Source organism: Anaerosporomusa subterranea, assembly GCF_001611555.1.
In the GTDB taxonomy this organism is placed as follows: domain Bacteria; phylum Bacillota; class Negativicutes; order Sporomusales; family Acetonemataceae; genus Anaerosporomusa; species Anaerosporomusa subterranea.
In genome coordinates this window covers 208,540-234,732 of record NZ_LSGP01000013.1, presented here as the reverse complement: position 1 = coordinate 234,732, position 26,193 = coordinate 208,540, and the positions used below count along the sequence as shown (strand labels likewise).

Sequence of the window (26,193 nt, the reverse complement as noted above, 5' to 3'; positions counted from 1 at the left end):
ATTCCAGTTTGAAAAGATGTTGATACATGGTATACCAAGGCAAACAAATTATCCGGAATTATCCCAAAAATAGTATTAAAGTTCTAAAAACAATTGAGCCAGTCCACACCGGACTGGCTCAATTGTTCACTTTATGACTATTTAGATCAATTGTCCGGCTTAGCGCTTAAGCCAGGACGGTATGTCGAATTCGGGTCGGCGGAACGGTTCAAGCGAGGGAGAAGAAGCGCCGCCAAAGGATGATCTACGGGTACGTGAGTCAAAGCCTGTGGCAATAACAGTGATACGCACATCTTCGCCAAAACGCTCATCGATCACAGAGCCGAAAATAATATTGGCTTCTGGATCAGCGGCCCGGGCAATGATCTCTGCCGCCTCATTGGCTTCAAGGATTCCTAAACCCGGTCCTCCCGTCAAATTCAATAATACGCCAGTAGCTCCGTCAATGGAGGTTTCCAGTAATGGGCTTTTAATAGCTGCCTGCGCTGCCTCAACTGCCCGATTCTCGCCAGAAGCGATGCCTATGCCCATTAACGCCGATCCCGCATCTGTCATGACTGTCTTCACATCGGCAAAGTCAAGGTTGATCAACCCAGGAATTGCAATAAGATCAGAAATCCCCTGCACTCCTTGACGAAGAACATCATCAGCAATGCGAAAAGCTTCCAGTATCGAGGTACGCTTATCAACAACTTGCATCAGACGATCATTAGGAATGGTAATTAACGTGTCCACTTTGCTTTTCAGCCGCTCAGCACCGCGCTCAGCCTGGGCTTGTCTACGCTTTCCCTCAAAAGAAAACGGCTTAGTGACAACGCCTACTGTCAACGCCCCAACTTCTTTGGCACATTCAGCCACAATCGGTGCCGCGCCTGTGCCAGTGCCACCACCCATACCCGCAGTAATAAAGACCATATCTGCGCCTTCAAGCGCCTTAAGTAGTTCTTCTTTGCTCTCGAGCGCCGCTTTTTCCCCCATCTCAGGATTGGCGCCAGCGCCAAGGCCCTTTGTCAACTTTTCGCCAATTTGAATGCAACGCGAAGCCTGAGAGGTAAGCAGTGCCTGCGCGTCAGTATTAACAGCAATGAAATCTACCCCCTGCAGCTTAGCGTCTATCATCCGGTTTACTGCGTTGTTACCGCCACCGCCAACGCCAATAACTTTTATAGCTGCGAATCGGGCAAATGACGTATCCAATTCAAACATGTGAATATTTCCTCCCCAGCTCAAGGTATCAGACTGCATTTCGAACTACTCAGAAACCGACAAACTTTGTCTTAGTAACACCTAATTTTACAGTTCAACACAAAGACTGGTTTCCCTTTTTTTAAATACAAAAATTTGAAAACCCCCGGTAATCCCGGGGGTTTAGGCAATTATTTTTTAAGAAAGTATCGACGAATAATAGCAAGATTTTGAAATACTCGCAAACCAAATGCGAGCGAAGCAACATAATATAAGTCAATTCCTAGCCTGTCGCCCATATAAACTAATACAGCAGCCAATAGCGCATTCGTAAAAAAGCCAGTTATAAACACGGTATTATCAAATTTTTCTTCAAGACCAGCTCGTAAGCCGCCAAAAACCGAATCGAGTGAAGCCAGAAGGGCTACTGATAGATACTTTGCATAGTCTGCTGGCACTGAAACAGGAAAAATTGTACCCAGAATTATGCCTATAAGCAAACCAGCTATCGGCAAAATCATTATTGCTTAGCCTCCTCTTTCACCGGCTTGCCATATTCAAAGCGGAAAGCTCCTTTATATGCAGGAATCACGATATTCTCCTGCTTTTTGATTGCGATTTGAATACCCCAAAACTGTAAAGTCTCAATCACTCCGCCGCGCATTTTCAAGGCATTCTCTAGCGTCTTCGGATCTCCGACAGCGCGAATTTCATAAGGCGGTGAATACCTGGTATTATTAACAGACAGCGTAGGGCCTGCGCAGCGAATTTCGGATGTGGCGATTAATCGCTGTTCATTAATCGACATGGCCTCAGCCCCTGCTGCCAATAACTCGTTAATAACTTTGAGGATATCATCATCATGAATGATATACAAATTAGGGTTTTCACCAGGCTTGCTTGGACGTTTGCTGTCATCAATGGTGAGAACAACCCCAGGACCTTGCAGCGCAAGCAGGCCAGCAGCCATCTTAATGGACTCCATCTCCTGAGAGTCTACGCCCCTCAAAGATGACTGACGCAACTGGTGAACCTCTTTAGCCAAAGCATCACGCTCTTTTTCGGTTTGGTTGAGTCTGCTAGACAGGTCCTCCACCCGTTGATACGGAATGGAGGTCCGAACATCCTGAGTTGTCCGGAACTGAACAGCCAGCATGACCCCTAAAACCACGCAGACTAACGCAATCGCCGCTTGGCCTTGTCTAATAGGAATCAAAATTACTTCAACTCTCTCTCTTGTTTAAACTTCACATAGGGTGTCGCATAGCTAACATCAATATACTCAATTAGTGCCATCGTATTCTTACCATCGGCGAAAATTGCAGATGTTCTAGAAGCCTTTTCTGCCATTTGTTCAGGTTCTCCTAATTTTATACGAGCTGCATCGACAGTGTAGCCTGTAATTTGTCCAGAGGATTCAATATGGATCTCTGATAGCTGACGAAATGCAGACTCGCTTAGCGCAGATAGGTAGCGAAGCACGCCAAGCACTACAGGTGATTCCACCCTCTCGCCAACATAGGAACCGCCTATATTGTGGCCCGTAATTATCGGTACGTTCATCCGTCGAATTGATTTGGCAACCGCGAGAACCATCCCCTCGCCATCCAACTGAGCAAAACCATAGGCAGTCGCTATAAACGCCGCTGGTTGACGCTCACGCACCGAAATAATGATCGTGCCTGGCAACTGACGAGTAACATCAGCGCCAGCAATCCGGAGGTCCTGAGTAAGACGCCGTTGAATGTTGGCAGTATCCAGCCGGAAAATATTAACCCGCGCACCGACTCCAGCAATGCGCAGGATTTCGTCCTCAGCTAAATATCGGTGTCCTTGCACCATAACCGTGCCAACTGAGAAAAGCGACGACTGAAAGAGAAGAAACCCGGATAAGAGAACCGCCAACAGCAACAAAGCCAGCGCCGTACCGTTGACTGGACGCCGAGTTGAGTCGGACGGGTCCATACGACGTACACCTCTTTTCTATAGATGTCCTCATTATACAACATTCTTTATCACTTGGTAACTATTTATAAACGGAAAAAAGAGGCAGAGGTTGACGAAAAAAACGTCAGTCTCTGCCACGCTTTGTATTCTTGTTTAGAGGCTTGCTGCTATTCAGCAATAGCAGCAAGCAGAAGCTGCTCACAGAGATCAGGAAAGGAAATGCCTGCCGCTGCCGCTGCCTTAGGCACCAGGCTAGTTGCCGTCATTCCGGGGATTGTATTAATTTCCAGAACGAAATAACGGTTGTCTGCATCCAGAATCATATCGACCCGGGCAACACCGTTGCAACCAATTAGGTTAAATACATCGGCAGCCGTCTTTTGAATGTCGACTGTCAACCCTTCTGTCAGTAAAGCTGGCACAATATACTCGGTCGCACCCTTCGTATATTTTGACTGATAGTCATATCGTCCGGAATGTGGTGCGATCTCAATAATCGGTAACGAACGCACGGGATTGCCAGCGATTACTGCAACCGTTAGTTCACGACCTTTAATAAATTCTTCGACAACAATGCGGCGACTATAGCTAAACGCTTCACGCACGGCATTAGTTAACGCGTCTTTTTCTTCAACAATATACACACCGATACTGGATCCTTGTGTTGTCGCTTTCACGACCACAGGCAAAGCAAACTCTTTAATAATCTCGTCTGTGGCAGACTCTGCAGACTGGTTATCTGTCAATATCCGGTATCGAGCAGTCGGAATTCCGGCAGTTGTAAATAGTTGTTTACAAATGGCTTTATCCATGGCGATGGCACTGGCCGAAACACCCGATCCGGTGTAAGGAACCCCGGCCATATCCAGAGCCCCTTGAACGGCACCATCTTCACCATACAGTCCATGCACAGCGTTAAATACGATCTCCGCCCCTGATTCATTGATCTGTTCCATAAATCGGGCTGGTTCGAGATCAATACCGACTACTTCATAGCCTTTTACAGTTAAAGCGTCCTGGATAGCTTTCCCGGTATTTAGTGAAACTTCTCTCTCTGCAGATGGTCCTCCCATCAACACAGCAATTTTTTTCTGAATCATGCTCACTTGCTCCTTGTTATTTGCGCTCCCAATTCCCGAAGTTTATCCGCAAACCGTTCATAACCGCGATCAATATAATGTATATTTTCGATCTCGGAAACTCCTTGCGCTGCCAGAGCAGCCAATACAAGGCAACCGCCTGCGCGAAGATCGCTGGCCTCCACAATGGCACCTGTCAATTTAGAAACACCTCTGATAATCGCCGTACGGCCTTCAACTCGTATCCTAGCACCCATTCGTGTTAATTCATCTACATGCTTAAAGCGATTTTCAAAGATGGTTTCAGTCACAACGCTGGTGCCCTTAGCAAGGCTCAAGAGAGCCAGAGCAGGCGCTTGCAAATCGGTTGGAAAACCAGGATGAGGCAATGTTTTGATATCAGTTGCTCGCAATTCATCAGCCTGCAGTTGGATGTAGTCAGCACCAATTTCAATTTTGGTACCAGCTTCCTGTAGTTTATTTGTCACTGAGCACAAGAATTCAGGAACTACATTATGTACAACAATGTCGCCCCGGGTGATAGCGCCAGCAATAAGAAACGTACCAGCCTCAATCCGATCAGGAATGACTGTGTGCTCAGCCGGGCTCAGATGTTCAACGCCTTCGATTTTTATCGTGTCGGTACCGGCGCCGCTTACCTTTGCTCCCATTTTATTCAAAAACATTTGTAAATCAAGTATCTCAGGTTCGCGTGCGGCATTGCGAATATAGGAGGTTCCCGCGGCTGTAACAGCCGCCATCATCGCATTTTCGGTAGCACCCACACTCGGAAAATCAAAGTGAATGACCGCCCCTTGCAATCGTTTCGCTTCTGCATCAATAAAACCGAAACTTTCTGTGACCTTCGCGCCCAGCTTTTCTAATGCTTTGAGATGCAGGTCAATCGGTCGTGGGCCAATTGCACAGCCACCCGGATAATAGATACGAACTTTACGAAATCTTCCGAGTAGCGGCCCCATGAAGAAAACAGACGCACGCATCTCGCGCATCAGATGTTCCGGAATCTCGATCAGATTAATATTGGTTGTATCAATTTTTAATGTATTAGCTTCCCAGCTAACAGAAGCCCCCAGTAGGGTGACAATCTGCTCCATCACCGCGATATCACGCAATTTTGGCACATCATGAATTATACTAACGCCTGCGCTGAGAAGAGTAGCCGCAATAACGGGCAGAGCCGCATTCTTTGCGCCACTGCAACGTACGTGGCCAGATAATTGCACTTCTCCTGTGACGATAAATTTCTCCATCGTCTCCCCCCCTAGAAAAGTACAACCACCCCATCAAAACAAATCACTGCAAAACTAGTTTACTTATCCGTTAGTCTCTTGACCAATTCTTCGCCAACGGTATAAACGTTTCCTGCACCCATCGTGATAACCATATCTCCTGGCTTAACGACACCAGCCAAATACAAAGCAATAGCGTCCTTGCTCTCGATATATACAACCTGTTGTTGGGTTTGACGATCAACTTCCTGTTTAAGTGTTTCACCGTTGACCCCTTGAATCGGGGCTTCACCCGCCGAGTACACATCAGTCAGGATTAACAGATCAGCGGCACTAAATGCCGCGCCAAACTCTTTCTTCAACAACTGAGTACGGGTATAACGATGAGGTTGAAATACACAAATCAATCGCCCAGGCTTTGTGCCCTTAGCAGCTTGCAAAGTAGTCGCAATTTCGGTGGGATGATGCGCGTAGTCATCAACGACCCATACACCTGCCTGCCGCCCTTTAGTTTCAAACCGTCGTTTTACGCCGGAAAAGACGTCCAAGCCCTTAGATGCTTCTTCGAGTGTAAGTCCAAGAGTCAAGCCAACGATAATCGCAGCCAGAGCGTTTGCGACATTATGTCTGCCAGGCACCTGAGTAGTCACTGTACCGAGATAGGTTTCATGATGAAACACGTCAAAACTAGTTCGTAATCCTTCTGAAGTAATATTCTTCGCAGTATAATCGGCTGAGGCGTCAATCGCATACGAAATAAAGGGGCGTCCTAGCCCATCAGCCATGTCTCGAATATAACTATTGTCAAAACATACAATTGCCAAACCATCAGTAGGTAGCTTATGTAGAAAATCCCGAAAAGCAGTGAGGATGTTCTCCATAGTGCCATAATAGTCCATGTGATCATTTTCTATGTTAGTAACCACTGCAATTTTCGGTGCTAGTTTAATAAACGAGCCATCGCTTTCATCAGCTTCAGCCACTACAAACTGACTTTTTCCCAGTTTTGAGTTACCACCAATGGCTTCAAGCTCTCCGCCGATTATTATCGTCGGGTCCAATTTTCCATGTTCGAGTACTAGAGAGATCATCGACGTGGTAGTGGTTTTCCCGTGCGCTCCGGCAACAGCAATTCCGAAACGATCTTCCATCAAAGCAGCGACCATATCTGCACGATGAAAGACCGGAATCCCCTTTTCCCGAGCTGCAATCAGTTCCGGATTGGCAGAGGGAATCGCAGTAGAAACAATAGCAGCCTCAGCATCGTCGAGGTGATCGCGGTCGTGTCCGGCAAAAACGACAGCACCCAGGCACTCAAGTTTTCTTGTACTTTCTGATTTCACGAGATCTGAGCCTGTGACTTGGTACCCCATCTCCAAAAGTACTTTTGCAATTGCGCTCATTCCGGCGCCGCCAATACCTATAAAATGAATTTTTCTCATTGTTTGCAGCAAAAAAAATTCTCCCCCTTTGCCGCACAGTCCCTGCCGTCAGAACCGCCTTGCGTAATGTCATAGTATGCAGCCTCTAGCAAGATTGCTACCGTTTTCCGCGTGCCTGCGCAATTGCCATTTCAGCGATTCGCTGGGCGGCGTACGGTCTACCCATCCCCTTACTAGCTTGAGCCATGGCCAGACGTTTTTGCGGATCAGCAAGCAAACCTTCAATAGCAGCCAACAAAAGCTCGCCAGTCAAATCCGCATCTCGAATCACCAGCGCTGCGCCGTTGGTTTCCAAAACCCGAGCGTTGTGCTCCTGATGGTTCTCGGCAGCATAAGGATACGGCACTAAGACGGAAGGGATTCCTCTCGCCGTAAGTTCCGCTAAACCGATGGCTCCTGCTCGAAAAACTGCAAGGTCAGCCGCGGCTAGTGCATGCGGCATATTGTACAAATACGGTCTGATACTAATATTTCCAGTTTTTTCAGGTTCTATGCCAATTTGGTTATATAAACCAACTATGTTATTATAATCGCTTTTACCAGTAACATGCAATACCTGGATTCCTTCCCGTCCAGCCAACACCTTAGAAACTACGATCGCCGCCTTGTTTATGCTTTGCGCCCCTCGGCTGCCTCCGCTCACCAACAAGGTCAGCTTGTCCGGATCCAGACCCAATTCACGCTGCCCCTGCTCACGGGTTATCTCCATCACGTCTGAGCGAATCGGATTACCGGTTACCACAGCTTTTCGAGCTACTGGAAAGCGCGGGATCGCTTCAGCATAACCAACAGCAATCTTATCAACAAAGCGAGCCAGTATTTTATTAGTCACCCCGGGGATGGCGTTCTGTTCTTGGATTAATGTGGGTATTTTCAACAAGGAGGCCATTAACAGCACCGGGCCACAAACATATCCCCCAGTGCCAATCACGATATCTGGCTGAAACTCTTGGATGATTGACCGCGACTGCCAAATGCCGCCCACTGTTTTGGCCAGTGTTTGTACATTTCGCCAACTCAATTGCCGCTCCAGGCCTCCTACCTCAATAGTCTTCAGGCGGTAGCCTTCTTTAGGCACAATATCTGACTCCAAGCCTTCTTTAGTACCAACAAATAGAATTTCCGCCGGATTCGCCAGCCGCTCCAACTCTTTGACAATGGCTAAAGCGGGGTAGATATGACCGCCGGTTCCCCCGCCGGAAATAATGATACGCATATAAACCTTTGCCTCCTCAACGCGTTGCAGCATAACGTGAAATATTTAATAAAATACCTACCCCGGCTAGGTTAAAGATCAAGGCAGACCCGCCGAAACTGATAAAGGGCAGAGGAATACCGGTGACAGGCATGGACGCAGTGACCACAGCAATGTTCATCAAGGCTTGCATAGTGATAACGGTAGTCAACGCCGTTGCTAGCATGCTGCCGAATATATCTGGTGCTGCCATGGCGACTCGAAAGCCACGCCAGGCCAGCAGAAAGAACAACAGTAATACTGTCGCGGTTCCGAGAAAGCCCATTTCTTCGCCTAGAATTGCAAAAATAAAATCAGTATGCGGCTCAGGCAGATACAAGAACTTTTCGCGACTGCGACCTAATCCGACTCCAAATAGTCCGCCTGATCCCAGAGCATATAAAGATTGAATGATATGGTAACCAGTATCTAACGGATCAGCCCACGGATCGCTAAATGCCAACAGCCGCTTCATCCGATACGGCTCAGCAATGATAGCGGCAACAATGCCGACTACTCCGGCAGCTCCTAACGAAAACAAATGCGACAACCTGGCTCCTGCTGCGTATAACAGCACAAACACCATACCACCAATTGAAAGAGCAGTCCCTAAGTCGGGTTCTTTCAAAATCAAGCCAAAGACTAAAAGGAGTAAGCAAAGAATCGGCGCTACTCCCTTCATGAACTTTGTCACTTTTTCTTGATTTCGCGACAAATTATCGGCGCAGAAAAGCGCCATCGCCAACTTCGCTAACTCGGACGGCTGCAAATATAATGAGCCAAAGCCGAGCCAGCGGCGAGCGCCGTTCACCACTTTACCCAAGCCGGGAATAAGTACAAGCACCAATAAAATCAAGGTGAATAACAAAAACGGTTTACTACCTTTTCTCCATATATGATAATCAATGTTCATTAGAATGATCATCCCAAATAACCCCAGAGAAACCCATACTAGCTGCCGCTTTAAGAAGTAGTAGCTATCTTGAAAATTAACTTGAGCAGAGACTGCACTGGAACTAAACACCATCACGACGCCTATCGCCAACATACCGAGGACAGTGAAAAATAGGATAAAATCCGGCGCCTTTAGTTTATCCGCCAACAGCGATCCCTCCCCTATCATCAACTAATTAGCTGACAAATCGCGAACAAGAGCCTTAAAGAGTTTTCCCCGCTCCTCATAGTTGTTAAACATATCATAACTAGCGCAGGCGGGAGATAATAAGACTACCTGCGGTGGGGCTGCAAGTCGGTACGCTAAAGCAACGGCGGCAGAGAAGGTCTCTGCTGTATGAATATTTTTTACTGCATGTTTTCCCGCCTCTTGCGCAAAACGCGCAGCGGCTTCACCAATGAGAATCAAGTGGTCAACCCGTTCACTGACAAGTGTCATGAATTCATGTAAATCAGTGTTCTTATCTCTGCCGCCGGCAATCAGTATGATGTGACCGGAAAATGCCTCGAGTGCTTTAACCGCTGACTCCGGATTTGTCGCCTTGGAGTCGTTAAAGTAAGCCACACCCTTGATTGTAGCCACCGGCTCAATGCGATGCTCTACCCCGGCAAACTCCCGCAGTACGCGAGCCATGTCTGCAGGTTTAACGCCAGCTAAATACGCAACACCACACGCGGCAAGAGCATTTTCGAGATTATGCGCTCCCCGTAAGTTCATATCACTAATTGGACAAATGGCTACTGATTTCCCCTGCCAATGCACTGTGATGATACCGGCATCAACACAAACGCCTTCTGCGAGTTGCTGTTTGCGACTGAAAAATAAGACTTGCCCCGCAGTGCGAGCCGCCATCTCCCGAACAGTGAGGTCATCAAAATTTAAAACGGTGTAATCGCTTGCCTGCTGATTAGCAAAAATGCGTTCCTTCATCAGTTGATAGGTTTCAACATTACGGTGGCGGTCAATGTGGTCTGGCGTCAGATTCAAGACTGCAGCAATCCGAGCCCGAAAGTCATGAATCGCCTCCAGTTGAAAGCTCGAAATTTCCGCGACAACAAGGCCATCTGCAGGTAACCCAAGAACCTCTCGCGAGAGTGCAATCCCGATATTGCCGCCAACCACAGTTTTCTTGCCTAAGGTTTTGACCATTTCACCTATTAAGGTAGTTGTTGTCGTCTTACCGTTCGTACCGGTGATAGCGATAATCGGCGCCTCTGACAGATGATAAGCAATTTCTATCTCACTGAAGACAGGAATACCTCTGCCCTGAGCTGCGTCAACTAAAGGATGATAAATAGAAACCCCTGGCGATAAGACCAGGTAATCCTGCCCGTCAAGCAAAGCCTTGTCCTGACGGCCGAATTCAAGTCTCACGCCAGCACTGATTTTATTGCGACTTTCCTCTGATAGTTCATCATATGATTTTGCGTCACTTAGCGTGGAGACCCCACCTAAGCTTGACAGAACATTTGCTGCTGAAATCCCGCTGATACCTGCTCCCAGAACAAGAAAGGACTTATTCGTAAAATTCATCAAAATACCCCTCCAGCACGGCTGATAAGTAGAACTAAAACAGCCACAATAGCTAACAATACCCCTGTAAGCCAGAACGTTTTTACCACCTTTGTCTCTGCCCAGCCAGACAGCTCAAAATGATGGTGAACCGGACTCATCCTGAATACCCGTTTGCCTGTTGTCTTAAATGATATAACTTGAATAATGACAGATAGCGCTTCAGCCACAAAAACGCCGCCGACTACCACTAACAGTAATTCTGTCTTAGTCAAAACAGCCACCGTAGCTAACGCGCCGCCTAACGCCAATGAGCCGGTATCGCCCATGAACACTTTTGCCGGATAGGCGTTATACTTTAAAAAACCTACACAGGCTCCAGCTAATGCTGCAGAAAAAATAGCCAATGCTTCTTTTTGAACCATGAGCGAAATTGCCATATACGCAAGAGCAGCCACAGTCGTAGTGCCGGCGGCCAAACCATCGAGGCCGTCTGTCAGATTGACTGCATTTGTAGCCCCAACCAGTACAAAAAAGATAAGAACATAGTAGAAAGGCCCGAAATCAAACGTGCCGGCAAACGGAATCCAAATATCTGTTCCCAACCCTAAAACAGTGGTCACAAAATAAGCCAGCGCAAAGGACATGATAATCTGCCCGAGCAGTTTTTCTCTCGCGCGTAAACCAAGTGAGCGCTTGAGTGCAACTTTGATAAAATCATCGAGAAAACCGATGAGCCCATGCCCCAAGGTGATAAATAAGCATAACCAAATCTCTGCACTGCCGCCAGCAAAAAACAATGTAGAAATTGTTAATGCGCTCAAAATAATGACGCCGCCCATAGTTGGCGTGCCTGATTTGGCATAATGGCGTTGCGGCCCTTCTTGTCTGATGCTCTGACCAAACTTCAGCCTGCGCAACGCAGGAATGACCAGCGGACCAGCAGCCAGTGCTATAACCAGTGCGGCGACAGCAGCGAAAAATACATTCTGCATAATGAACCTCCTAGATCAACTACCAACAGCTTGCAGGCCGAGCAGCCTAGGCGAATACGTCGAGAAGCTGTTCCATCTTCATTCCACGAGAGCCCTTAAGTAATACGGTATCGCCCGCCCGCAAAAACTTCTTTAGCATCTGTCGGGCAGCTTCGTGATTGTCGCATGCCTCCACATGAAGTCCTACTTCCATCGCAGCCTGAGCAATATTTCTTGACAAATTGCCAACAGTTATCACTAGATCAATTCGCTGAGCAGCTAGCTTCTCACCAATTTTACGGTGAGCTTCTACGGCAAAATCACCTAATTCCAGCATATCGCCAAGCACAGCCACTGTTCTGCCTGCAGCAATATCTTTCAGCGCCTCGATGGAAGCAGCCATCGAAAGCGGGCTGGCATTATAGGCATCATTGATCACCCGATATTGGCCAATGGCTTGGACCTGCAACCGCATACCGTCAGGGACAAATGATGCTATCCCCTGACAAATTTCTGCCGGCGTCAATCCCAGTTCTCGCCCAACAGCAATTGCGGCCAATGCGTTGTATATGTTATGACGGCCAAACGTAGCTAGATCCACACGAAAGCTTTGATTTGGCCAACAGCAGTCAAATGACATCCCTGTTTCAGTCTGGATAATAGCCTTTGCGGTAACTTCCGCATCCACCATACCGTAAAACACAATCTTGGCGGGAGTTTTCTTTGCCATCGCGCGAACCAGTGGATTGTCACCATTCAAAATGACTGTGCCATCCTCGGGAATTGCTTCAACCAGTTCAGCTTTGGCTGCAGCGATATTCTCCACCGATCCGAGCAGTTCAATATGAGTTTCTCCTACAGTTGTAACAACACCGATTGTCGGTAAAGCAATAGCGGCTAGCTCTTGAATCTCACCTTTGCCCCTCATGCCCATTTCGACAACAGCTACCTGATGACTCTGATCCAGGCGCAACAGCGTCAGTGGCAAGCCAATTTCGTTATTGAAATTGGCTTGTGTTTTCAATGTAGACAACCGTGAAGATAAAACGGCGGCAGTCATATCCTTGGTTGTTGTTTTGCCGTTCGACCCGGTAATGGCAATGACCGGTCCAGAAAAACGCTGACGATGAAATCTCGCTAAGTCCTGCAAAGCACGCCTCGTGTCAGCAACGACAATAACGATAACACCGGCAGGGACCGCAATATCCCTCCGGCTAACAATGACCCCAACAGCGCCATTTTCTGCCGCAGTGTTGAGATAGTTATGCCCGTCAAAGTGTTCTCCAGACAGAGCGATAAATAAGCTTCCCGGCTGAAGCAACCGCGTGTCAGTAGATATGCTGCAGAATCTCGTCATTTTGTCACTGCTTGCACTGCCGCCAGTTGCCGTTAGAACCTCCTGTAATAAAAACTCAGCCATTACTCCATCTCCCTGATAATTTCCCGCACCACTGCACGATCATCAAAATCAATCACTTTATCCTTCAATACCTGATAGGTTTCATGTCCCTTGCCAGCAATGACAACAACATCGTCCGGTTGCGCCGCGCTTAGTGCTTTAGCAATCGCCTCACGCCGATCAACAATCACTTCATAGCAGGCGTCAGGACGAATCGCATCTCTGATGCCTGCTTCAATTTCACGCAGAATAGCGGATGGGTCTTCAGAGCGAGGATTATCCGATGTAGCGATAATTACCTCCGCATATTTTGCAGCCAATCGTCCCATAATCGGACGTTTCGTCCTGTCTCTGTCACCGCCGCAGCCAAAGACCGCGATTACCCTGCGCTGAGCGAAGCGACGGGCGGTTTGCAGAACATTCTCTAAGCCGTCCGGAGTATGCGCATAATCGACAATCACGCTAAAAGGTTGCCCCGCATCCACGAGTTCAAAGCGACCAGGTACACTGTTGGCGTTTTCAATCGCCCGAACAATCGTAGCAAGAGGTACATCTTCCGCCAGGGCGGCGCCAATCGCTGCCATGGCATTATACACGTTAAAGTCACCTGTAATCTTTAGGCTTAATCTTTGCTCGCCAAAGCTGCCTAAAATAACAAAATTAGCGCCCTTGCTAGTAATATCAATTTGGCTGGCCTTGAGGTCTGCGTCCTGATTTTCGATAGCATAGGTAAGCGTTGGACAATCTGCATGCTTCAGCATAATATCCGCAGCAACAGCATCCAAATTAATAACAGCCGTCTTACGCTGTTTATTCTGAACCGGTTGACTCAGCATGTCAAACAATTTTGCCTTTGCTTGAATATAGTTATCAAACGTCTGATGAAAATCAAGATGATCCTGGGTCAAGTTAGAAAAGATGCCGACATCGAATTCACAGCCAGCAACTCGGCCCAATGAAAGCGCATGCGAAGATACTTCCATCACGACATAATCCAGCTTTGCGTCAGCCATTTTCCGCAAGGTTTCCTGTAAATCAAGTACATCAGGAGTGGTATTTTTGACTGGCAACACTTGTTCACCTATCATCGTTTGGATCGTGCCAATCAGACCAACCCGATACCCAGCTTCCTGTAAAATCGAGCGAATTAAATAGGTAGTCGTCGTTTTCCCATTGGTGCCGGTTATGCCAATCATTCGCATCTCGCGTGACGGATAATCAAAAAAGTAAGGAACAATATTCTGCATCGCTAGTCTGACATTAGCAGTAATAATAAGCGTTACATGCGGCGGAAGATCAACCTCCCGCTCAGCCAAAATGGCAACTGCTCCCTTTTCAACTGCGGCTGCGGCAAAGTCGTGCCCATCCACGCTACCGCCTTTAAGGCAAATAAACAGGCTATTGGGACTAACTTTACGTGAGTCATACGCGATGTTCTCAATAGTAACGGACCGATTGCCTCTAGTCTCGACCGAAGTGATTAATGCTAGCAAATCAGGTAAATATTTGGCCATGATGAAGCCTCCCCATGTGTACTACATATATATTTAACCATTAATTCCAAAATTAGTCTCTTACTACTCAAGATAGAGGAAGAATGTCGAGCCTGGGGCAATTTTTGCGCCAGGAGCAGGATCTTGTTTGACCACTTTTGATCCCGTTCCCATCATCTGTGGTAGTAAACCCAATTCACGCAACACTTCAAACGCCTCTTTTGGTCCTAACCCCTCAACAGTTGGGGCAGTAATCTCCACTGTATCAAACCTAGGGGTCCGCGTATAAAGTAAAACTTTCGAACCGGCCGGTACCCGACTATTCGGCTTAGGTACCTGATCTGTCACCTGCTCGCCAGACTCCTCAATTCTGTAGGCCAACCCTGCCTTTTTCAATTCCTTTATTCCATCCTGTAATGGCTTGCCAATTACATCAGGAACAACTGTGTGACTTTCAGCAGGTTGATTGGCTGAAGCTAGCTTAGACACCCCAAGATATTGAAGGGCATCCTGCATCACGCGACCAAAAACCGGGGCTGCAATCTGACCGCCATAATATAAGCCAGAAGGTTCGTCAATAACAACCAGCATGGCAATTTGCGGATCATTCGCCGGTGCGAAGCCAACAAATGAAGCAATGAACTTATCCGGGGCGTACGCGCCGCCTTCAACTTTTTGCGCTGTACCAGTTTTACCTGCGACATGACCATTTTCGACAAAAGCATTCCTTCCGGTACCATTTTCCACAACTCTTTCCAAAATTCCTCTTACTACCGATGCTGTTTCCAAATCTAAGACTTGTTTTTTAATATCTGGCTGAAACGTGCGCAAAATCTGATTGTCCTTATCTTTCACTTCTCTGACAATCTGTGGCCGCAGTAGTTGCCCGCCATTTGCAACTGCGGATACGGCGGTCAACAATTGGATTGGCGTTACCGCAATACTCTGCCCGATAGCGATTGTCGCGATATTAATCGGTTTAATCGCTGATCGCTTGATCATAATGCCGCTCGCCTCGCCGGATAAATCAATATTTGTCGGCTGCCCAAAACCGAAGGACTCGATATAATTGTAAAATGGATCACGCCCCAGGCGGAGCCCAACATTGACAAAACCAACATTGCATGAATGCTCGACAACTTCAACAAAGGTTTGGCTGCCATGACCGCCATGCTTCCAGCAGCGAATGTTGCGCCCCTGAACTTCTGTAAAGCCCGGATCGAAGAACTTATCGTCCAATTTAACCGCCTTTTCCTTCAACGCAGCAGCAGTGGTAATAATTTTAAACGTCGATCCTGGTTCATAGGTATTGGAAACAGCGATATTGCGCCAGAGTTTTGGCGAGTATTCAGCAAATTTATTTGGATTGTAATCAGGACGGTTGGCTAAAGCAAGAACTTCGCCGCTGCGGGGGTCCATCGCAATAATTGTGGCTGCTTTGGCTTGCGTCTCCCGAATAACACGATCAAGCTCACGTTCCACAATCTGTTGCAGGACTAGATCGATGGTCAGGTATAGATTATTCCCTTCAATTGCTGGTACATAGCGTTGATGTGCATAAGGGATCTCGTGACCACGCGCATCATATTCAATGACAACACTGCCTGCGCGCCCCTTGAGGTAACTGTCAAACGTCAATTCTACGCCATCTAGCCCTTGGCTGTCGATCCCAGTAAATCCGAGCACATGGGAGGCTAGATTATCATACAGGTAATGACGTTTTCCCTCCTGAGTGAAACCAATACCAGGCAGATTGAGTTGTTTGATTTTCGATGCTGTATCTGTATCGGCTTTGCGCATGATCCAGGTAAAGGCCTGACGGCGCTTGAGCTTAACGGCAAGTTTTTCTTGGTCTAACGCCAAAATAGCAGCCATCTTGGCTGCTGTCTTTTCGGCGTCTTGAACCTGAGCGGGTATTGCATAAATAGATTCTGTACTGACGCTAATAATCATTGGTTTGCCATTTCTGTCAAACACGATTCCCCGTTTTGCTTCTACAGGTACCTCCCTGACCCGTTGATCTGTCGCGTTCTCTGTCAGCCAGGAACTACGGTAGAATTGAAGATACATAAGGCGAACCGTTAATCCGGAGATAATGATCGTTGTAAACAATAAAAGCCAAGCCACACGTTTGCGTATTGTACCATGTGAAGCTGACGCCACACGTCATCCCCCAATCTGTTACATTCTACGCCGCGGAGCCTCCTGCTGCACTGCTGCCAATTTGCCAGAACTGCTCGTCGCCAGCGGCGACTCCAGCACATGTTTGGGAGCAGTCATGCCTAAATTGTTTGTCGCAATCGTTTGAATCCGGTCCAGGGATTTCAAACGGGCAATTTCGACTCGCAATTTCTCGTTTTTTTGCTCAACAACCTTCAGATCATTCTGCAATTTAACACACTGATAGCCAGTGCTAACAATGCGTTCAGTCTGGAGGGTGGCAATACTAGCGAGCAGCAGAAGAAGTACCGCAAGCGCGCAACAATTCTTGCGCAGTTCGACATTTAGACCATGAGCCGGTTTAGACTGGCGTCTTACGTCAGTCTGCGGCGCATAATCATGAGAAATTGCCCATTCCTGCTTCTTGCTTGCTAACATATGTATTGACCCTCCCTAAAAATTAGAACAGCGAGCTGTTCACAGTTTCTCGGCCACTCTTAGAGTCGCGCTGCGAGCACGTGGATTATCTTCTACTTCTTGAACAGACGGGCTGACTGCTTTACCGGCGAGCCGTAACAACGGCTTTGTCTTACATACACAGATCGGAAATGACGGAGGACAAGTACATGACTTCGTTAATTCTTGAAAGGTTCGTTTCACGATCCGATCTTCTAGTGAATGAAACGTAATAACACAGATTCTTCCACCTGGTCGCAATAACTGCACCCCATCAAGCAGCGCTTGCCGTAAAATTGCCAACTCACCATTCACTTCGATCCGAATCGCCTGAAAGGTTCGTTTCGCGGGGTGCGGCCCCTCACGCCTGGCGGCGGCAGGAACTGCGTGTTTGATAATATCAACAAGTTGATTAGTGGTTTCCACTGGACGTTCCTTGCGTGCAGCTGCGATAAAGGCGGCAATCCGCTTAGCCCATTTTTCCTCACCATACTCAGCAATCAGCTTTGCTAGCGATTGTTCTGAATACCGATTAACAACATCGAACGCCGAAATTTTATCGTCAGGATTCATGCGCATGTCGAGCGGACCATCGTTCATATACGAGAAACCTCGTTCGGCTGTATCTAATTGATGTGAGGACACTCCTAAATCAAAAAGTATCCCATGAATATCTGTCAAGCCCAGATTTTGCGATACTTGCTTGATTTCGGAAAAGTTCGCACGTACCAAATCGACTCGACAATCAACCTGGTTTAGTTTTATCTGCGCAGTTTGAATCGCCGCCGGGTCGCGATCAATCCCCACATATCTGCCACCCGCCTGGAGTGCACCGCATATCTTCAATCCATGTCCGGCGCCGCCTAAGGTACAATCTATATAAGTCCCATCACTATCTGTTACTAAACGATCTACGGTTTCATCCAATAACACGCTAACATGTCGAAATTCCATATTTTAACCCCGCTATATTCCCAAATCAACCAGATGTTCCGCAATGTCATTGACTGTCGGGCCGATCTGATTGTTATACTCTTCCCATGCCGTTTTGTCCCAAATTTCAATTCGGTTTAACACACCAATAATGACGATATCTTTATCGAGTGCCGCATAGTCACGAAGATTACCGGGAACAAGCACTCTACCCTGTTTGTCGCATTCCAACTCAGCAGCGCCGGAGAAGAAAAACCTTACAAACGCCCGGGCTTCAGCTTTTGCTAAGGGAAGTTGTTTCAGTTTGCTTTCAATTATGCTCCACTCTTGCTTAGGATATACAAATAGACACTTCTCCAAACCTTTGGTAGCGATACAATTCTCGCCAATCTCTTCTCTGAATTTAGCAGGTAAAATGACGCGGCCTTTGGCATCAATGCTATGTTGGTACTCGCCTAATAACATGCCCCGTCACCTCGCCCACTTTAATCCACCACTTTACACCACTTTCAACCACTTTTATACCAATTCTGTTCAAAATAAAAAAATCCTTCTGCAAAAGCAGAGGATTTCAAGAATTCAGGACTATGGTCCTATGAAAATTTCTAGTTTTTTCACGCTTATCTGGCAAATATCGACGACACACCAAAAATCTTGATTGATAAGCTGTTTATTTTGACAAAAGACATTCGCAACAGCCTATTTTAGCAAACATCAATGAGGCAGCCTTCAGTGATTTGCAGCAGTCGGTTCGGGCTAATCGGCAACGCTGAATTGGCCGTTCCCGCGGCGGCGTAAACGATATCATATTGATACAGGCTCTGGTCAACATACACCGGCAGCGGCTGCAGCGAGCCGATCGGCGAGACGCCGCCTGGTGGGAAACCTGTTAGGGAAAAGACTGTCTGTGCGTCAGCAAATTTTAGTTTCTTAACGCCAAAGACTTTCACTAGTTTCTTCGTATCTACCCTGCGATCACCACAAGTGACGACTAATAGCGGTTTGCCATCAGCCAAGAAAACCAACGTCTTGGCGATTTGCCCAGGTGTTACGCCCAGCGCCTGAGCGGCTAAATCAGCGGTATGCGTGCTGGCGTCAAACAGGTGGAATTGCAAATCCGGGTATTAAGCAAGAACTTGTTTTACTCGTTCGAGTGGCATAAAGAAGCCTCCAAAAAAGGTATACTACTATTGTACTGCTTTTGACAGCAAAAAACCAGTCATTCGAGTTAAGGCAGTGAGACGTAAACATGAGGATCTGCACAATGCATCCAGTAACAAAGTGTGGTATAATTATTGTAAAAATGTAATGAAAGGAGAGTTGCCAAGATGTCAGTAATTGATAAATCGATGAGCATTATCGATATTGTTCAAAAATATCCGCAAACAGTTGAAATTTTTCGTAATTACGGAATGGGATGTCTGGGATGTGTAGCCGCCCGCTTCGAGAACCTTGAGCAAGGCGCTTCCGCCCATGGTATCGACGTCGCCTCCCTAGTCGCGGATTTGAATAAGGCTGTTGGGCAGGACTAGTACCGTGTCAACTCTAAAACTGTAAGTAGAATGGCGAGGAGATTTTTTGCAAGGCAAGGCGGAGGAATGAGACATACCGGCAGTATGCCGATTGACGACAACGCCGCATTGCGGGAAATCTACCGCCAGTATACACAGGATTAGGGTTGATACGGTACTAGTACAACGGTAAAAATAGCGAAGCACAAAAAATGTGTTTCGCTATTTTTTTATCGGCTCGTTACATAAATATGCGAAGCAATCTCACGGTCAAGCGCAAGCTGAGTGTGCTCAAAGCGAATAACCAGTGTTGGCGACACCTGCAGAACTTCGACTACCATCCCAGGAAAAACGCCCAAAGCCAGCAGTTTTCGAGCATGCTGTTCTTCTAGGCCGGAGAAACAGGTGACGTTTCCCCGCTCACCAGGGATCAGCTTAATTAGTTGTCTTCCTCGCACTGGCTTCCCCCCTTCTAAAACCACGCTGGATTAACCAGAGCATAAACAAGCCAAGCCACAAAGAAAGAAAGCAGTGCGATTAACGCCAACAGCAACAGAGAAACCATAGGCCCGCGTTCTTTAACCATGACGACTAGCTGCGCTACACAAGGCAGAAATAAGGTTAGCGCTACAGCTGCCACTAGCAGTTGCTTTACAGTCAGTCCCCCGTCCATTGCAGCATTATATAAGCCTGCGGCACCATAATCACGACGAAAAAAACCTAACAAAAATATCGGCGCCAACTCAGAGGGCAGACCGACCAAGCTGAGAACCGGCTGAAAACGATCAGCAATCAGCTGTAGCCATCCTATCCGTTCCCCCAGCCACAGAACGCCACTAACACAGATAAATACAGGAATTATCTCTTTCATATACCAAACCATGCGTGAGTAAGCCTTGACAATCACGTTTCCTGGACGTGGCAGGCGAATCGGCGGTAATTCCATATAAAAAAGGCTCGGCTTGCCAGGCAACAGGCGATTCGCCAGCAACCCCGCAACTAAAAAGACTGCTGTTATAACACCTATCCAAAGCACCAGAGCAATTACGTTTCGCGACAATAGAGCCAAAATGACGCCCAACTGGGCAGAGCAAGGAACGGCTAATGAAAGAAGAAAGGTCGCTAACAAACGTTCCCGTTTGGTTTCCAGCGTCCGAGTAACCATAACGGCCATCGTTCCACAGCCAAACCCCAGCGATAAAGGAATCACCGCTCGACCATTGAGACCAAACCAACGGCAAAATTCATTTAATAACATAGCCAGTCGAGGCAAATAGCCAGAATCCTCGAGTAATGCAAACGTTAAGAAAAATGTGCTAACAACTGGCAGTATAATGGCGATCGCATACCGTAAACCCAGTGATACGATGCCAAACTCACCCATGAACAGAGTCTGCAGAGGCTCAAAAGGTATATACGTCGACACCCAGGCAGTAAAAGTCGGCAACAAATAGCTGCCAAAGATCACTTTATCAAAGTAATCCACCAACACTCCGGCTCCCAAACGTCCAACAAACAGATACAAGCCGAAATATAACACCAACAATAATATCGGGATGCCTGTAAGCGGTTCCCGCGTTAGTCTGCTTGCCGTTTCTCCAATTATTCTACGGTTAATTTGGCGCGAGAGTACACAAGGCCCCAATATTCGTTCTACTGCGGCCTGCCGTTGAGCCATAACGGCAAAACTCAATTGTTGTCCATTCTGTTTTGTCGCTTGATCAACTAACTGCAAAATCTCGTTAAATAGGACTTCACGCTTTACCAGAGCCCGAACTGCAGCATCCCCTTGTAGTAGCAACAGCGCGATCAATCGCGGGGACATGCCATAGCCAGAGGGTTTTTCAATACAATCACCAATCGCAGCAATTGATGTTTCAAGCTCACTGTCAAAGCCAGTTCGATACAAGTGACGAAATCGGTATTGACGGATCGCCTGCCTAAGTTGCTCCAGCCCGTTTCTGTTAATTGCTGAGGTCTTGATAACTGGAACGCCGAGCGCCTCAGACAGCTTTACAGAGTCAATTGACATACCCAGTTGTTCCGCTTCATCCATCACATTAAGATCGACAATAACGGAAAATTCGCCGTCCAGCAGTTCTAATGTCAGATGCGTCATTCTATGAATATGTTTGGCATCAACCACATGAATAATCAGCTTAGGCTTGCCATCACATAATAATTCCCGGGTTACCCGCTCCTCATCTGTCATCGGGATCAATGAGTAGACTCCCGGCGTATCAACCACCTCATAAGACAATCCATCAAGAACCAGTTTGCCCCGACTGACATCTACAGTTGTCCCCGGATAGTTCGACACCGTAACATACATGCCTGTCAGATAGTTAAAAATCATGCTTTTGCCGACATTTGGGGCGCCGATCAGCATAATGGTTAACGGTTGCTGCATAGTGCACTCTCCTGTCTGCCTTCTCAGTTCAATAGCTTGTTACTTTTCTATTCTCAGGCAGACAAAAATATGAACGCCGCGGCGTTCATATTTTTGTTTACAGGTTACAAGAGCGGATTCAGTTTTGCGATCAAATTCACTCTCGGCATAAACCCCATCAATCTCTCGCCAGGTTCACCATTCTTAAAGACCATCATAGTCGGCAGGCTCATTACACCATATTTTTGAGAAATCGCCCGGTTTTCATCGACATTAACTTTAACAATCTTAATTTTATCGCCCAGTTCTCCTGCTACTTCATCCAAAATGGGTGACAGTTTTGTACAATAACCGCACCAAGGAGCCCAGAAATCGACTAGAACAGGACCTTTAGCTTCCAGAACATCATCTTGGAAGGCAGCTTCACTTGTATTAATGACACTAGACATTGAATAACCTCCTTCAATTATCAAATTCCTATCTATTTGTGCGATATGCCACGAACGTGAATCTCAGACATGACGCAACCTGTATCGATTACCTCAAGACCGAGCTGCTTACCGAGCTTCGATACGCTCTCTGCGTTAGCGCCAGGTTGCAACCAGACATTCTTTATCCCTGCCTCTGCGCACTCTTTCATAATCTGTTCGCCCACTTTCGGCGGTACGACCACATCAACCACTTCCGGTTGTTCCGGCAAATCCTGCAAGCGAGGATAACATTTCACACCTTGAATATCGGATACACCAGGATTGACCGGATAAACGGTATAACCAGCAGTTTTCATACATTTGTAGATTTTATAACCAAATTTTTCAGTATTATCAGTTGCTCCTACGATTGCCCAAATCTTCTTATTTAAAAAACTGGTCACGGCATCCATAACAATGCTCCTCTCGCTACATTCCAGTATATTCTGAACTGTCTATTCAGGTTAACCAGTCAGTCAGTATTTTAGCCATCCTGTTAAAAACTATGCCACAGATAGCTACTGGTATACAAAGGTATTCCACGCGCTTCTGGAAACTCCTGCTATAAGGCTCTATTCGCCGGACAAATGGTGAATATCATTGACTAGCGTAACAATAGCTGTTTCTTGGTAATATTCAATAATATTAACTGCTGTATTGTCTTGGCGCAGAGCCCAGACACGGTTAAGATGCAGACCAAGAGCGGCGCAGAGAATGGTGCGTATCGTACCGCCATGGGAGACGAGAACAACTGTCTGATCAGGGTGTAAATCAACCAGTTTTCGGACAGATGCCTCTGCTCTAGCTTTAACTTCACCAAAGGTCTCACCACCGGGAACGCGGACAGAATCTGGATTCTTAAAGAAATCTACGCTAATTTCAGGCCAACGCTCAGAAATCTGTTGAAAGGTCAGGCCTTCCCACTCACCGAAATGATACTCGCGCAAACCCTTCACCGGCGTAACAGACAAGTGATGCGACAAAGCGATATGTTCTGCAGTCTTTAACGCTCGGCCCAGGTCGCTTGAATAAACAGCGCAAATCGGTTCATTTGCAAGCCGAGCTGCTACTCGTTCAGCCTGTCTAACCCCAGTCGGAGTGAGATCAACTTCACTATGACCTTGGTACTTGAATTGCATATTCCACTCTGTTTGCCCATGCCGGACTAAAATAATCCGGGTCATCTTCTCACCTGCCATTGATTCCTTACCTTTCATTCAGTATTTCCGCTGCATGCTCCAGTATTTTCAGTTATCATTACGCCTATCCGCAGCAAATAGTAAATCAGGCAACAATGAAATTGGTCAATACCAGGGCAGCAACAAAAAAGCACAGCTCAGTGATCTCAGTAACTGCGCCGTAAATGTCGCCAGTAATTCCCCCAAGCCGTTTATTAGCGGAGCGGGCAAACAACATGCCTGCTATGAGGCCAACTAAAGCCGCTACTATTATCGGCCAACCCAGGAGGCTAATTAGGACTAAACCGCTAGCCAGAGCAAAAAGCAAGCTATTGCCGCCGGCGAATTCAGCAAATGCCTTGCCAATTCCTTGGGGCCTAGCGTAAGGAAAGGATGTAATTGCTGCTACCATTCCCATCCGACCAATGATAGGAGCTGCAAACAATGTTGCAGGCAAAGCGGCGGCAGGAAAATCAAGCAGGATTGACCATTTCAAAAGAATCAGGCAAAGAAATGCGATCACGCCGTTGGCCCCTACCCGACTATCTTTCATGATTTCGAGCATACGCTCCGGCGATCGTCCAGACAGCACTCCATCCATGGTATCCATAAAGCCATCGCAATGCAGACCACCAGTTAACAAAATATTACCGATGATAAATAAAGCTGCTGCCAAATGTATCGGCAGCCAGGGTGACAGCAAAATATAACTCACAGACAATACAAGCCCGATCACTGCTCCGACTAGCGGAAAATAGCGTACACTGCGACCGAATCGTTCTGATGACCACTCAGTTTCCGGCCAGAGTCGGATCGTCGTTAAAAACTGCAAGCCGGTAATAAAATCCCGCATGATACCTCCGAGCACTTGTTTATTACAACTGCACAGGTTGAGCCAATTTCTTTAGTTCAACCGCCAAGCCACAGACAACTAAATGCACCTCGTCAGAGACAGCAGCAACCTTTTGATTGATCCATCCCGCGAGATCACGGTATTCTCGGCTCAACGCATTATCAGGCACAATACCCATGCCAACTTCGTTCGCAACAAATATAATCGTCGACTTGCTGGCCTGCGCAGCCTTGATCACCAGATCCGCCTGCTGCAGCACGCTTTCACGCCTAGCTTCTATGTCAGTAGATTGCTCTGCCAACAACAGGTTCGCAGTGTATATTGTCAGGCAATCAAACAATACTACTGGAAAATCGGCGGCAGCCTGAATCGCCTGTTCGGCGGCAAAAGCAGCCTCAAACGTATGCCAGTTTTCCGACCGTCGTCCCTGATGGAGTTTTACCCGGTCAGCCATCTCCTCATCAAGCACCTGAGCTGTCGCAATATAAGCTAGCTTGTCTCCAAGATTTCTGGCATATTGTTCAGCAAATCGGCTTTTTCCGCTACGGGCGCCGCCAGTCACTAATACGATCTTTCCCATCTAACCCTTCCTTGTCTTGCTCATCAATTTTACAGGATCTATTCCCACCACGGTGATTTAGCCTCAGCAATTGCTATCATTACATTATTATAAAGAGTTGCCTCTAGAATCAGACTGTCGGTTTTAGCAGCAACCAGAGCTGCTGCTTCGCATATATTAGCAATGCTCGCCCCTGACTTTTCATCGATAATTGCCGATTTTTTGAGTCCGAATTTCTCGATACATTGGTTCAATTCCTCAGCATTGAAAAAGCGCACTGGAACCTCTATTTGCTGAGCGGTGGCCAACACACCAATTTCATCTTCCTTAACAACACTGGAAGCAATGGCAGCAATACTCTTCGTACTGCGGCCCGCTTTTCTACAAGCGTCAGCAATCGCTCCCAGAATTTCCGAGCCTGTCGTTCCTGGGCGACAATTTATGCCAACCACCAAACTAGCTGGCCGCAAAAACACATACGGTTTTACCATATACAACTCTTTGTCTGTGATGACGACCGCCGCATCATAGCTTGCGGCATCAGCTAATTCCTTTATATCAATCAGCTTTACGTCAAATTCCTCAGCTGCGGCAATATATGTCTCACAATTAGCAAGAGTCGAATCAATAAAGAATGATACTTTGTCACCTTTATCAATAGCAGCATTCATCGTGTGCAAATTTTCAAACGGTTCGATAGTAGCGTTGATCTTTACCGCCAATAAATCAACCGCAGGCTTTTGCAGAACATCAGTGGCTGTTGTAATGACAGAATGGGCCTTAACTGATTCGCCCACTATGCAAGTCAGAGCATTAGCGTGTCCTAGATGGCCGGAAAGCAAACTGATCACATAACTGCCAGTTTCGTCCATCACAACTACCGCTGGATCATAGCGCTTGTCACGTACATGAGGGGCGATTACTCTAACCACAACACCCACAGACATGATAAATACAAAGCTATCATACTGATGAAACAGCCTCGCAACTAATTGACCTAGATGCTCATATTCCTTGGCCTCAGCCGGATTACGCCCTACCTTGGCGAAAACATCAATTTCCCCCTTAAGTGAAGCAGTCAGACCTTGTGCCAGTAAAGCCCCTTCATTGGTTATAGAAATAATCGCAATCCGCATTAATCGTGACCTTCTTTCTTAAACATAGATGATAGAACCTATAGTTTTTTGCGAAAATGACCAAACAAAAGAAAACGC

The 26,193-nt window shown here is 47.0% G+C and carries 27 protein-coding genes; 1 reads left to right on the top strand and 26 read right to left on the bottom strand.

Going from position 1 to position 26,193, the window contains the following annotated elements:
* Nucleotides 1–159: 159 nt before the first annotated feature.
* The 18 genes from ftsZ to AXX12_RS04610 all read right to left on the bottom strand — a co-directional run bounded on the left by ftsZ (nt 160) and on the right by AXX12_RS04610 (nt 19,134).
* The gene (gene ftsZ, locus AXX12_RS04695) at nt 160–1,206 is read right to left on the bottom strand and encodes a cell division protein FtsZ (protein ID WP_066238839.1); all 1,047 of its coding nucleotides are present in this window, start codon (nt 1,204–1,206) and stop codon (nt 160–162) included.
* Between the two features lie 170 nt (nt 1,207–1,376).
* Nucleotides 1,377–1,706 (bottom strand): small basic family protein, encoded by a 330-nt coding sequence (locus tag AXX12_RS04690; protein WP_066238836.1) that lies wholly within the window; start codon nt 1,704–1,706, stop codon nt 1,377–1,379.
* Entirely contained in the window at nt 1,706–2,401 is a 696-nt protein-coding gene (locus AXX12_RS04685) for a DUF881 domain-containing protein (RefSeq protein ID WP_066238833.1), read from the bottom strand. The genes AXX12_RS04690 and AXX12_RS04685 overlap by 1 nt, the downstream gene beginning before the upstream one ends.
* A 2-nt stretch (nt 2,402–2,403) precedes the next feature.
* Nucleotides 2,404–3,150 carry a cell division protein FtsQ/DivIB gene (locus AXX12_RS04680; protein WP_066238830.1) on the bottom strand — a complete coding sequence of 249 codons (747 nt, stop codon included), beginning with the start codon at nt 3,148–3,150 and terminating at the stop codon, nt 2,404–2,406.
* Between the two features lie 149 nt (nt 3,151–3,299).
* Entirely contained in the window at nt 3,300–4,232 is a 933-nt protein-coding gene (locus tag AXX12_RS04675; protein WP_066238827.1) for a D-alanine--D-alanine ligase family protein, read from the bottom strand.
* Nucleotides 4,233–4,234: 2 nt separating this feature from the next.
* Nucleotides 4,235–5,482 carry a UDP-N-acetylglucosamine 1-carboxyvinyltransferase gene (murA, locus tag AXX12_RS04670; RefSeq protein ID WP_066238825.1) on the bottom strand — a complete coding sequence of 416 codons (1,248 nt, stop codon included), beginning with the start codon at nt 5,480–5,482 and terminating at the stop codon, nt 4,235–4,237.
* 59 nt (nt 5,483–5,541) lie between these two features.
* Nucleotides 5,542–6,915, bottom strand: a complete 1,374-nt coding sequence (gene murC / locus AXX12_RS04665) for a UDP-N-acetylmuramate--L-alanine ligase (RefSeq protein WP_066238822.1) — start codon at nt 6,913–6,915, stop codon at nt 5,542–5,544.
* 85 nt (nt 6,916–7,000) lie between these two features.
* Nucleotides 7,001–8,119, bottom strand: coding sequence for an undecaprenyldiphospho-muramoylpentapeptide beta-N-acetylglucosaminyltransferase (gene murG / locus AXX12_RS04660; protein ID WP_066238820.1), 1,119 nt, complete (start codon nt 8,117–8,119; stop codon nt 7,001–7,003).
* A 16-nt stretch (nt 8,120–8,135) separates the two neighbouring features.
* Entirely contained in the window at nt 8,136–9,260 is a 1,125-nt protein-coding gene (gene spoVE, locus AXX12_RS04655) for a stage V sporulation protein E (protein WP_066238817.1), read from the bottom strand.
* Nucleotides 9,261–9,263: 3 nt separating this feature from the next.
* On the bottom strand, nt 9,264–10,625 hold the full coding sequence (gene murD / locus AXX12_RS04650) for a UDP-N-acetylmuramoyl-L-alanine--D-glutamate ligase (protein ID WP_066238814.1): 1,362 nt from the start codon (nt 10,623–10,625) through the stop codon (nt 9,264–9,266).
* Nucleotides 10,625–11,599: a phospho-N-acetylmuramoyl-pentapeptide-transferase gene (gene mraY, locus AXX12_RS04645; RefSeq protein ID WP_066238811.1), complete on the bottom strand. Its 975-nt coding sequence runs from the start codon at nt 11,597–11,599 to the stop codon at nt 10,625–10,627. The genes murD and mraY overlap by 1 nt, the downstream gene beginning before the upstream one ends.
* A 46-nt stretch (nt 11,600–11,645) precedes the next feature.
* Nucleotides 11,646–12,998 carry a UDP-N-acetylmuramoyl-tripeptide--D-alanyl-D-alanine ligase gene (locus AXX12_RS04640; protein WP_066238808.1) on the bottom strand — a complete coding sequence of 451 codons (1,353 nt, stop codon included), beginning with the start codon at nt 12,996–12,998 and terminating at the stop codon, nt 11,646–11,648.
* A complete protein-coding gene (locus AXX12_RS04635; protein ID WP_066238805.1) occupies nt 12,998–14,491 on the bottom strand; it encodes a UDP-N-acetylmuramoyl-L-alanyl-D-glutamate--2,6-diaminopimelate ligase in 1,494 nt (497 codons plus the stop codon). Before AXX12_RS04635 ends, AXX12_RS04640 begins: the two co-directional genes overlap by 1 nt.
* 63 nt (nt 14,492–14,554) lie before the next feature.
* Entirely contained in the window at nt 14,555–16,633 is a 2,079-nt protein-coding gene (locus AXX12_RS04630; protein ID WP_066238803.1) for a stage V sporulation protein D, read from the bottom strand.
* Between the two features lie 18 nt (nt 16,634–16,651).
* Nucleotides 16,652–17,068 (bottom strand): FtsB/FtsL family cell division protein, encoded by a 417-nt coding sequence (locus tag AXX12_RS04625; RefSeq protein WP_066238800.1) that lies wholly within the window; start codon nt 17,066–17,068, stop codon nt 16,652–16,654.
* 39 nt (nt 17,069–17,107) lie between these two features.
* Nucleotides 17,108–18,040 (bottom strand): 16S rRNA (cytosine(1402)-N(4))-methyltransferase RsmH, encoded by a 933-nt coding sequence (rsmH, locus tag AXX12_RS04620; protein WP_066238797.1) that lies wholly within the window; start codon nt 18,038–18,040, stop codon nt 17,108–17,110.
* A gap of 12 nt (nt 18,041–18,052) precedes the next feature.
* A complete protein-coding gene (gene mraZ / locus AXX12_RS04615) occupies nt 18,053–18,484 on the bottom strand; it encodes a division/cell wall cluster transcriptional repressor MraZ (RefSeq protein WP_066238795.1) in 432 nt (143 codons plus the stop codon).
* A gap of 239 nt (nt 18,485–18,723) precedes the next feature.
* The gene (locus AXX12_RS04610) at nt 18,724–19,134 is read right to left on the bottom strand and encodes a YbaK/EbsC family protein (protein ID WP_231881798.1); all 411 of its coding nucleotides are present in this window, start codon (nt 19,132–19,134) and stop codon (nt 18,724–18,726) included.
* A 213-nt stretch (nt 19,135–19,347) separates the two neighbouring features.
* Here AXX12_RS04610 and AXX12_RS04605 point away from each other — a divergent pair, with 213 nt between their 5' ends.
* Complete coding sequence (locus AXX12_RS04605; protein WP_066238792.1) at nt 19,348–19,551, top strand: DUF1858 domain-containing protein; 204 nt, start codon at nt 19,348–19,350, stop codon at nt 19,549–19,551.
* A gap of 209 nt (nt 19,552–19,760) precedes the next feature.
* On the opposite strand, the gene AXX12_RS04600 is transcribed toward AXX12_RS04605, so the two are convergent.
* The 8 genes from AXX12_RS04600 to AXX12_RS04565 form a co-directional block, all read right to left on the bottom strand.
* Entirely contained in the window at nt 19,761–19,988 is a 228-nt protein-coding gene (locus tag AXX12_RS04600; protein ID WP_197470644.1) for a FeoA family protein, read from the bottom strand.
* 14 nt (nt 19,989–20,002) lie between these two features.
* Nucleotides 20,003–21,940, bottom strand: a complete 1,938-nt coding sequence (gene feoB, locus AXX12_RS04595; RefSeq protein ID WP_066238786.1) for a ferrous iron transport protein B — start codon at nt 21,938–21,940, stop codon at nt 20,003–20,005.
* Nucleotides 21,941–22,044: 104 nt separating this feature from the next.
* Nucleotides 22,045–22,368 (bottom strand): thioredoxin, encoded by a 324-nt coding sequence (gene trxA, locus AXX12_RS04590; protein ID WP_066238784.1) that lies wholly within the window; start codon nt 22,366–22,368, stop codon nt 22,045–22,047.
* A gap of 32 nt (nt 22,369–22,400) precedes the next feature.
* A complete protein-coding gene (locus AXX12_RS04585; protein WP_066238781.1) occupies nt 22,401–22,802 on the bottom strand; it encodes a CoA-binding protein in 402 nt (133 codons plus the stop codon).
* A 159-nt stretch (nt 22,803–22,961) separates the two neighbouring features.
* The gene (locus AXX12_RS04580; protein WP_066240271.1) at nt 22,962–23,573 is read right to left on the bottom strand and encodes a histidine phosphatase family protein; all 612 of its coding nucleotides are present in this window, start codon (nt 23,571–23,573) and stop codon (nt 22,962–22,964) included.
* Between the two features lie 100 nt (nt 23,574–23,673).
* Nucleotides 23,674–24,420 (bottom strand): adenosylcobinamide-GDP ribazoletransferase, encoded by a 747-nt coding sequence (gene cobS / locus AXX12_RS04575; protein ID WP_066238779.1) that lies wholly within the window; start codon nt 24,418–24,420, stop codon nt 23,674–23,676.
* 22 nt (nt 24,421–24,442) lie between these two features.
* A complete protein-coding gene (gene cobU / locus AXX12_RS04570; protein WP_066238777.1) occupies nt 24,443–25,000 on the bottom strand; it encodes a bifunctional adenosylcobinamide kinase/adenosylcobinamide-phosphate guanylyltransferase in 558 nt (185 codons plus the stop codon).
* Nucleotides 25,001–25,038: 38 nt separating this feature from the next.
* Entirely contained in the window at nt 25,039–26,115 is a 1,077-nt protein-coding gene (locus AXX12_RS04565) for a cobalt-precorrin 5A hydrolase (RefSeq protein WP_066238774.1), read from the bottom strand.
* Nucleotides 26,116–26,193 lie beyond the last annotated feature (78 nt).

Coding starts and splice junctions, on each gene's coding strand:
- AXX12_RS04690 (WP_066238836.1), bottom strand. CDS start 1,706: ATGATTTTGCCGATAGCTGGTTTGCTTATAGGCATAATTCTGGGTACA.
- AXX12_RS04585 (WP_066238781.1), bottom strand. CDS start 22,802: ATGGATGCCGTGACCAGTTTTTTAAATAAGAAGATTTGGGCAATCGTA.
- ftsZ (WP_066238839.1), bottom strand. CDS start 1,206: ATGTTTGAATTGGATACGTCATTTGCCCGATTCGCAGCTATAAAAGTT.
- AXX12_RS04680 (WP_066238830.1), bottom strand. CDS start 3,150: ATGGACCCGTCCGACTCAACTCGGCGTCCAGTCAACGGTACGGCGCTG.
- murA (WP_066238825.1), bottom strand. CDS start 5,482: ATGGAGAAATTTATCGTCACAGGAGAAGTGCAATTATCTGGCCACGTA.
- cobU (WP_066238777.1), bottom strand. CDS start 25,000: ATGGGAAAGATCGTATTAGTGACTGGCGGCGCCCGTAGCGGAAAAAGC.
- mraZ (WP_066238795.1), bottom strand. CDS start 18,484: ATGTTATTAGGCGAGTACCAACATAGCATTGATGCCAAAGGCCGCGTC.
- mraY (WP_066238811.1), bottom strand. CDS start 11,599: ATGCAGAATGTATTTTTCGCTGCTGTCGCCGCACTGGTTATAGCACTG.
- murD (WP_066238814.1), bottom strand. CDS start 10,625: ATGAATTTTACGAATAAGTCCTTTCTTGTTCTGGGAGCAGGTATCAGC.
- feoB (WP_066238786.1), bottom strand. CDS start 21,940: ATGCAGCAACCGTTAACCATTATGCTGATCGGCGCCCCAAATGTCGGC.
- AXX12_RS04640 (WP_066238808.1), bottom strand. CDS start 12,998: ATGGCTGAGTTTTTATTACAGGAGGTTCTAACGGCAACTGGCGGCAGT.
- cobS (WP_066238779.1), bottom strand. CDS start 24,420: ATGCGGGATTTTATTACCGGCTTGCAGTTTTTAACGACGATCCGACTC.
- AXX12_RS04625 (WP_066238800.1), bottom strand. CDS start 17,068: ATGTTAGCAAGCAAGAAGCAGGAATGGGCAATTTCTCATGATTATGCG.
- AXX12_RS04565 (WP_066238774.1), bottom strand. CDS start 26,115: ATGCGGATTGCGATTATTTCTATAACCAATGAAGGGGCTTTACTGGCA.
- AXX12_RS04580 (WP_066240271.1), bottom strand. CDS start 23,573: ATGACCCGGATTATTTTAGTCCGGCATGGGCAAACAGAGTGGAATATG.
- murG (WP_066238820.1), bottom strand. CDS start 8,119: ATGCGTATCATTATTTCCGGCGGGGGAACCGGCGGTCATATCTACCCC.
- rsmH (WP_066238797.1), bottom strand. CDS start 18,040: ATGGAATTTCGACATGTTAGCGTGTTATTGGATGAAACCGTAGATCGT.
- spoVE (WP_066238817.1), bottom strand. CDS start 9,260: ATGATAGGGGAGGGATCGCTGTTGGCGGATAAACTAAAGGCGCCGGAT.
- AXX12_RS04605 (WP_066238792.1), top strand. CDS start 19,348: ATGTCAGTAATTGATAAATCGATGAGCATTATCGATATTGTTCAAAAA.
- trxA (WP_066238784.1), bottom strand. CDS start 22,368: ATGTCTAGTGTCATTAATACAAGTGAAGCTGCCTTCCAAGATGATGTT.
- AXX12_RS04675 (WP_066238827.1), bottom strand. CDS start 4,232: ATGATTCAGAAAAAAATTGCTGTGTTGATGGGAGGACCATCTGCAGAG.
- AXX12_RS04635 (WP_066238805.1), bottom strand. CDS start 14,491: ATGGCCAAATATTTACCTGATTTGCTAGCATTAATCACTTCGGTCGAG.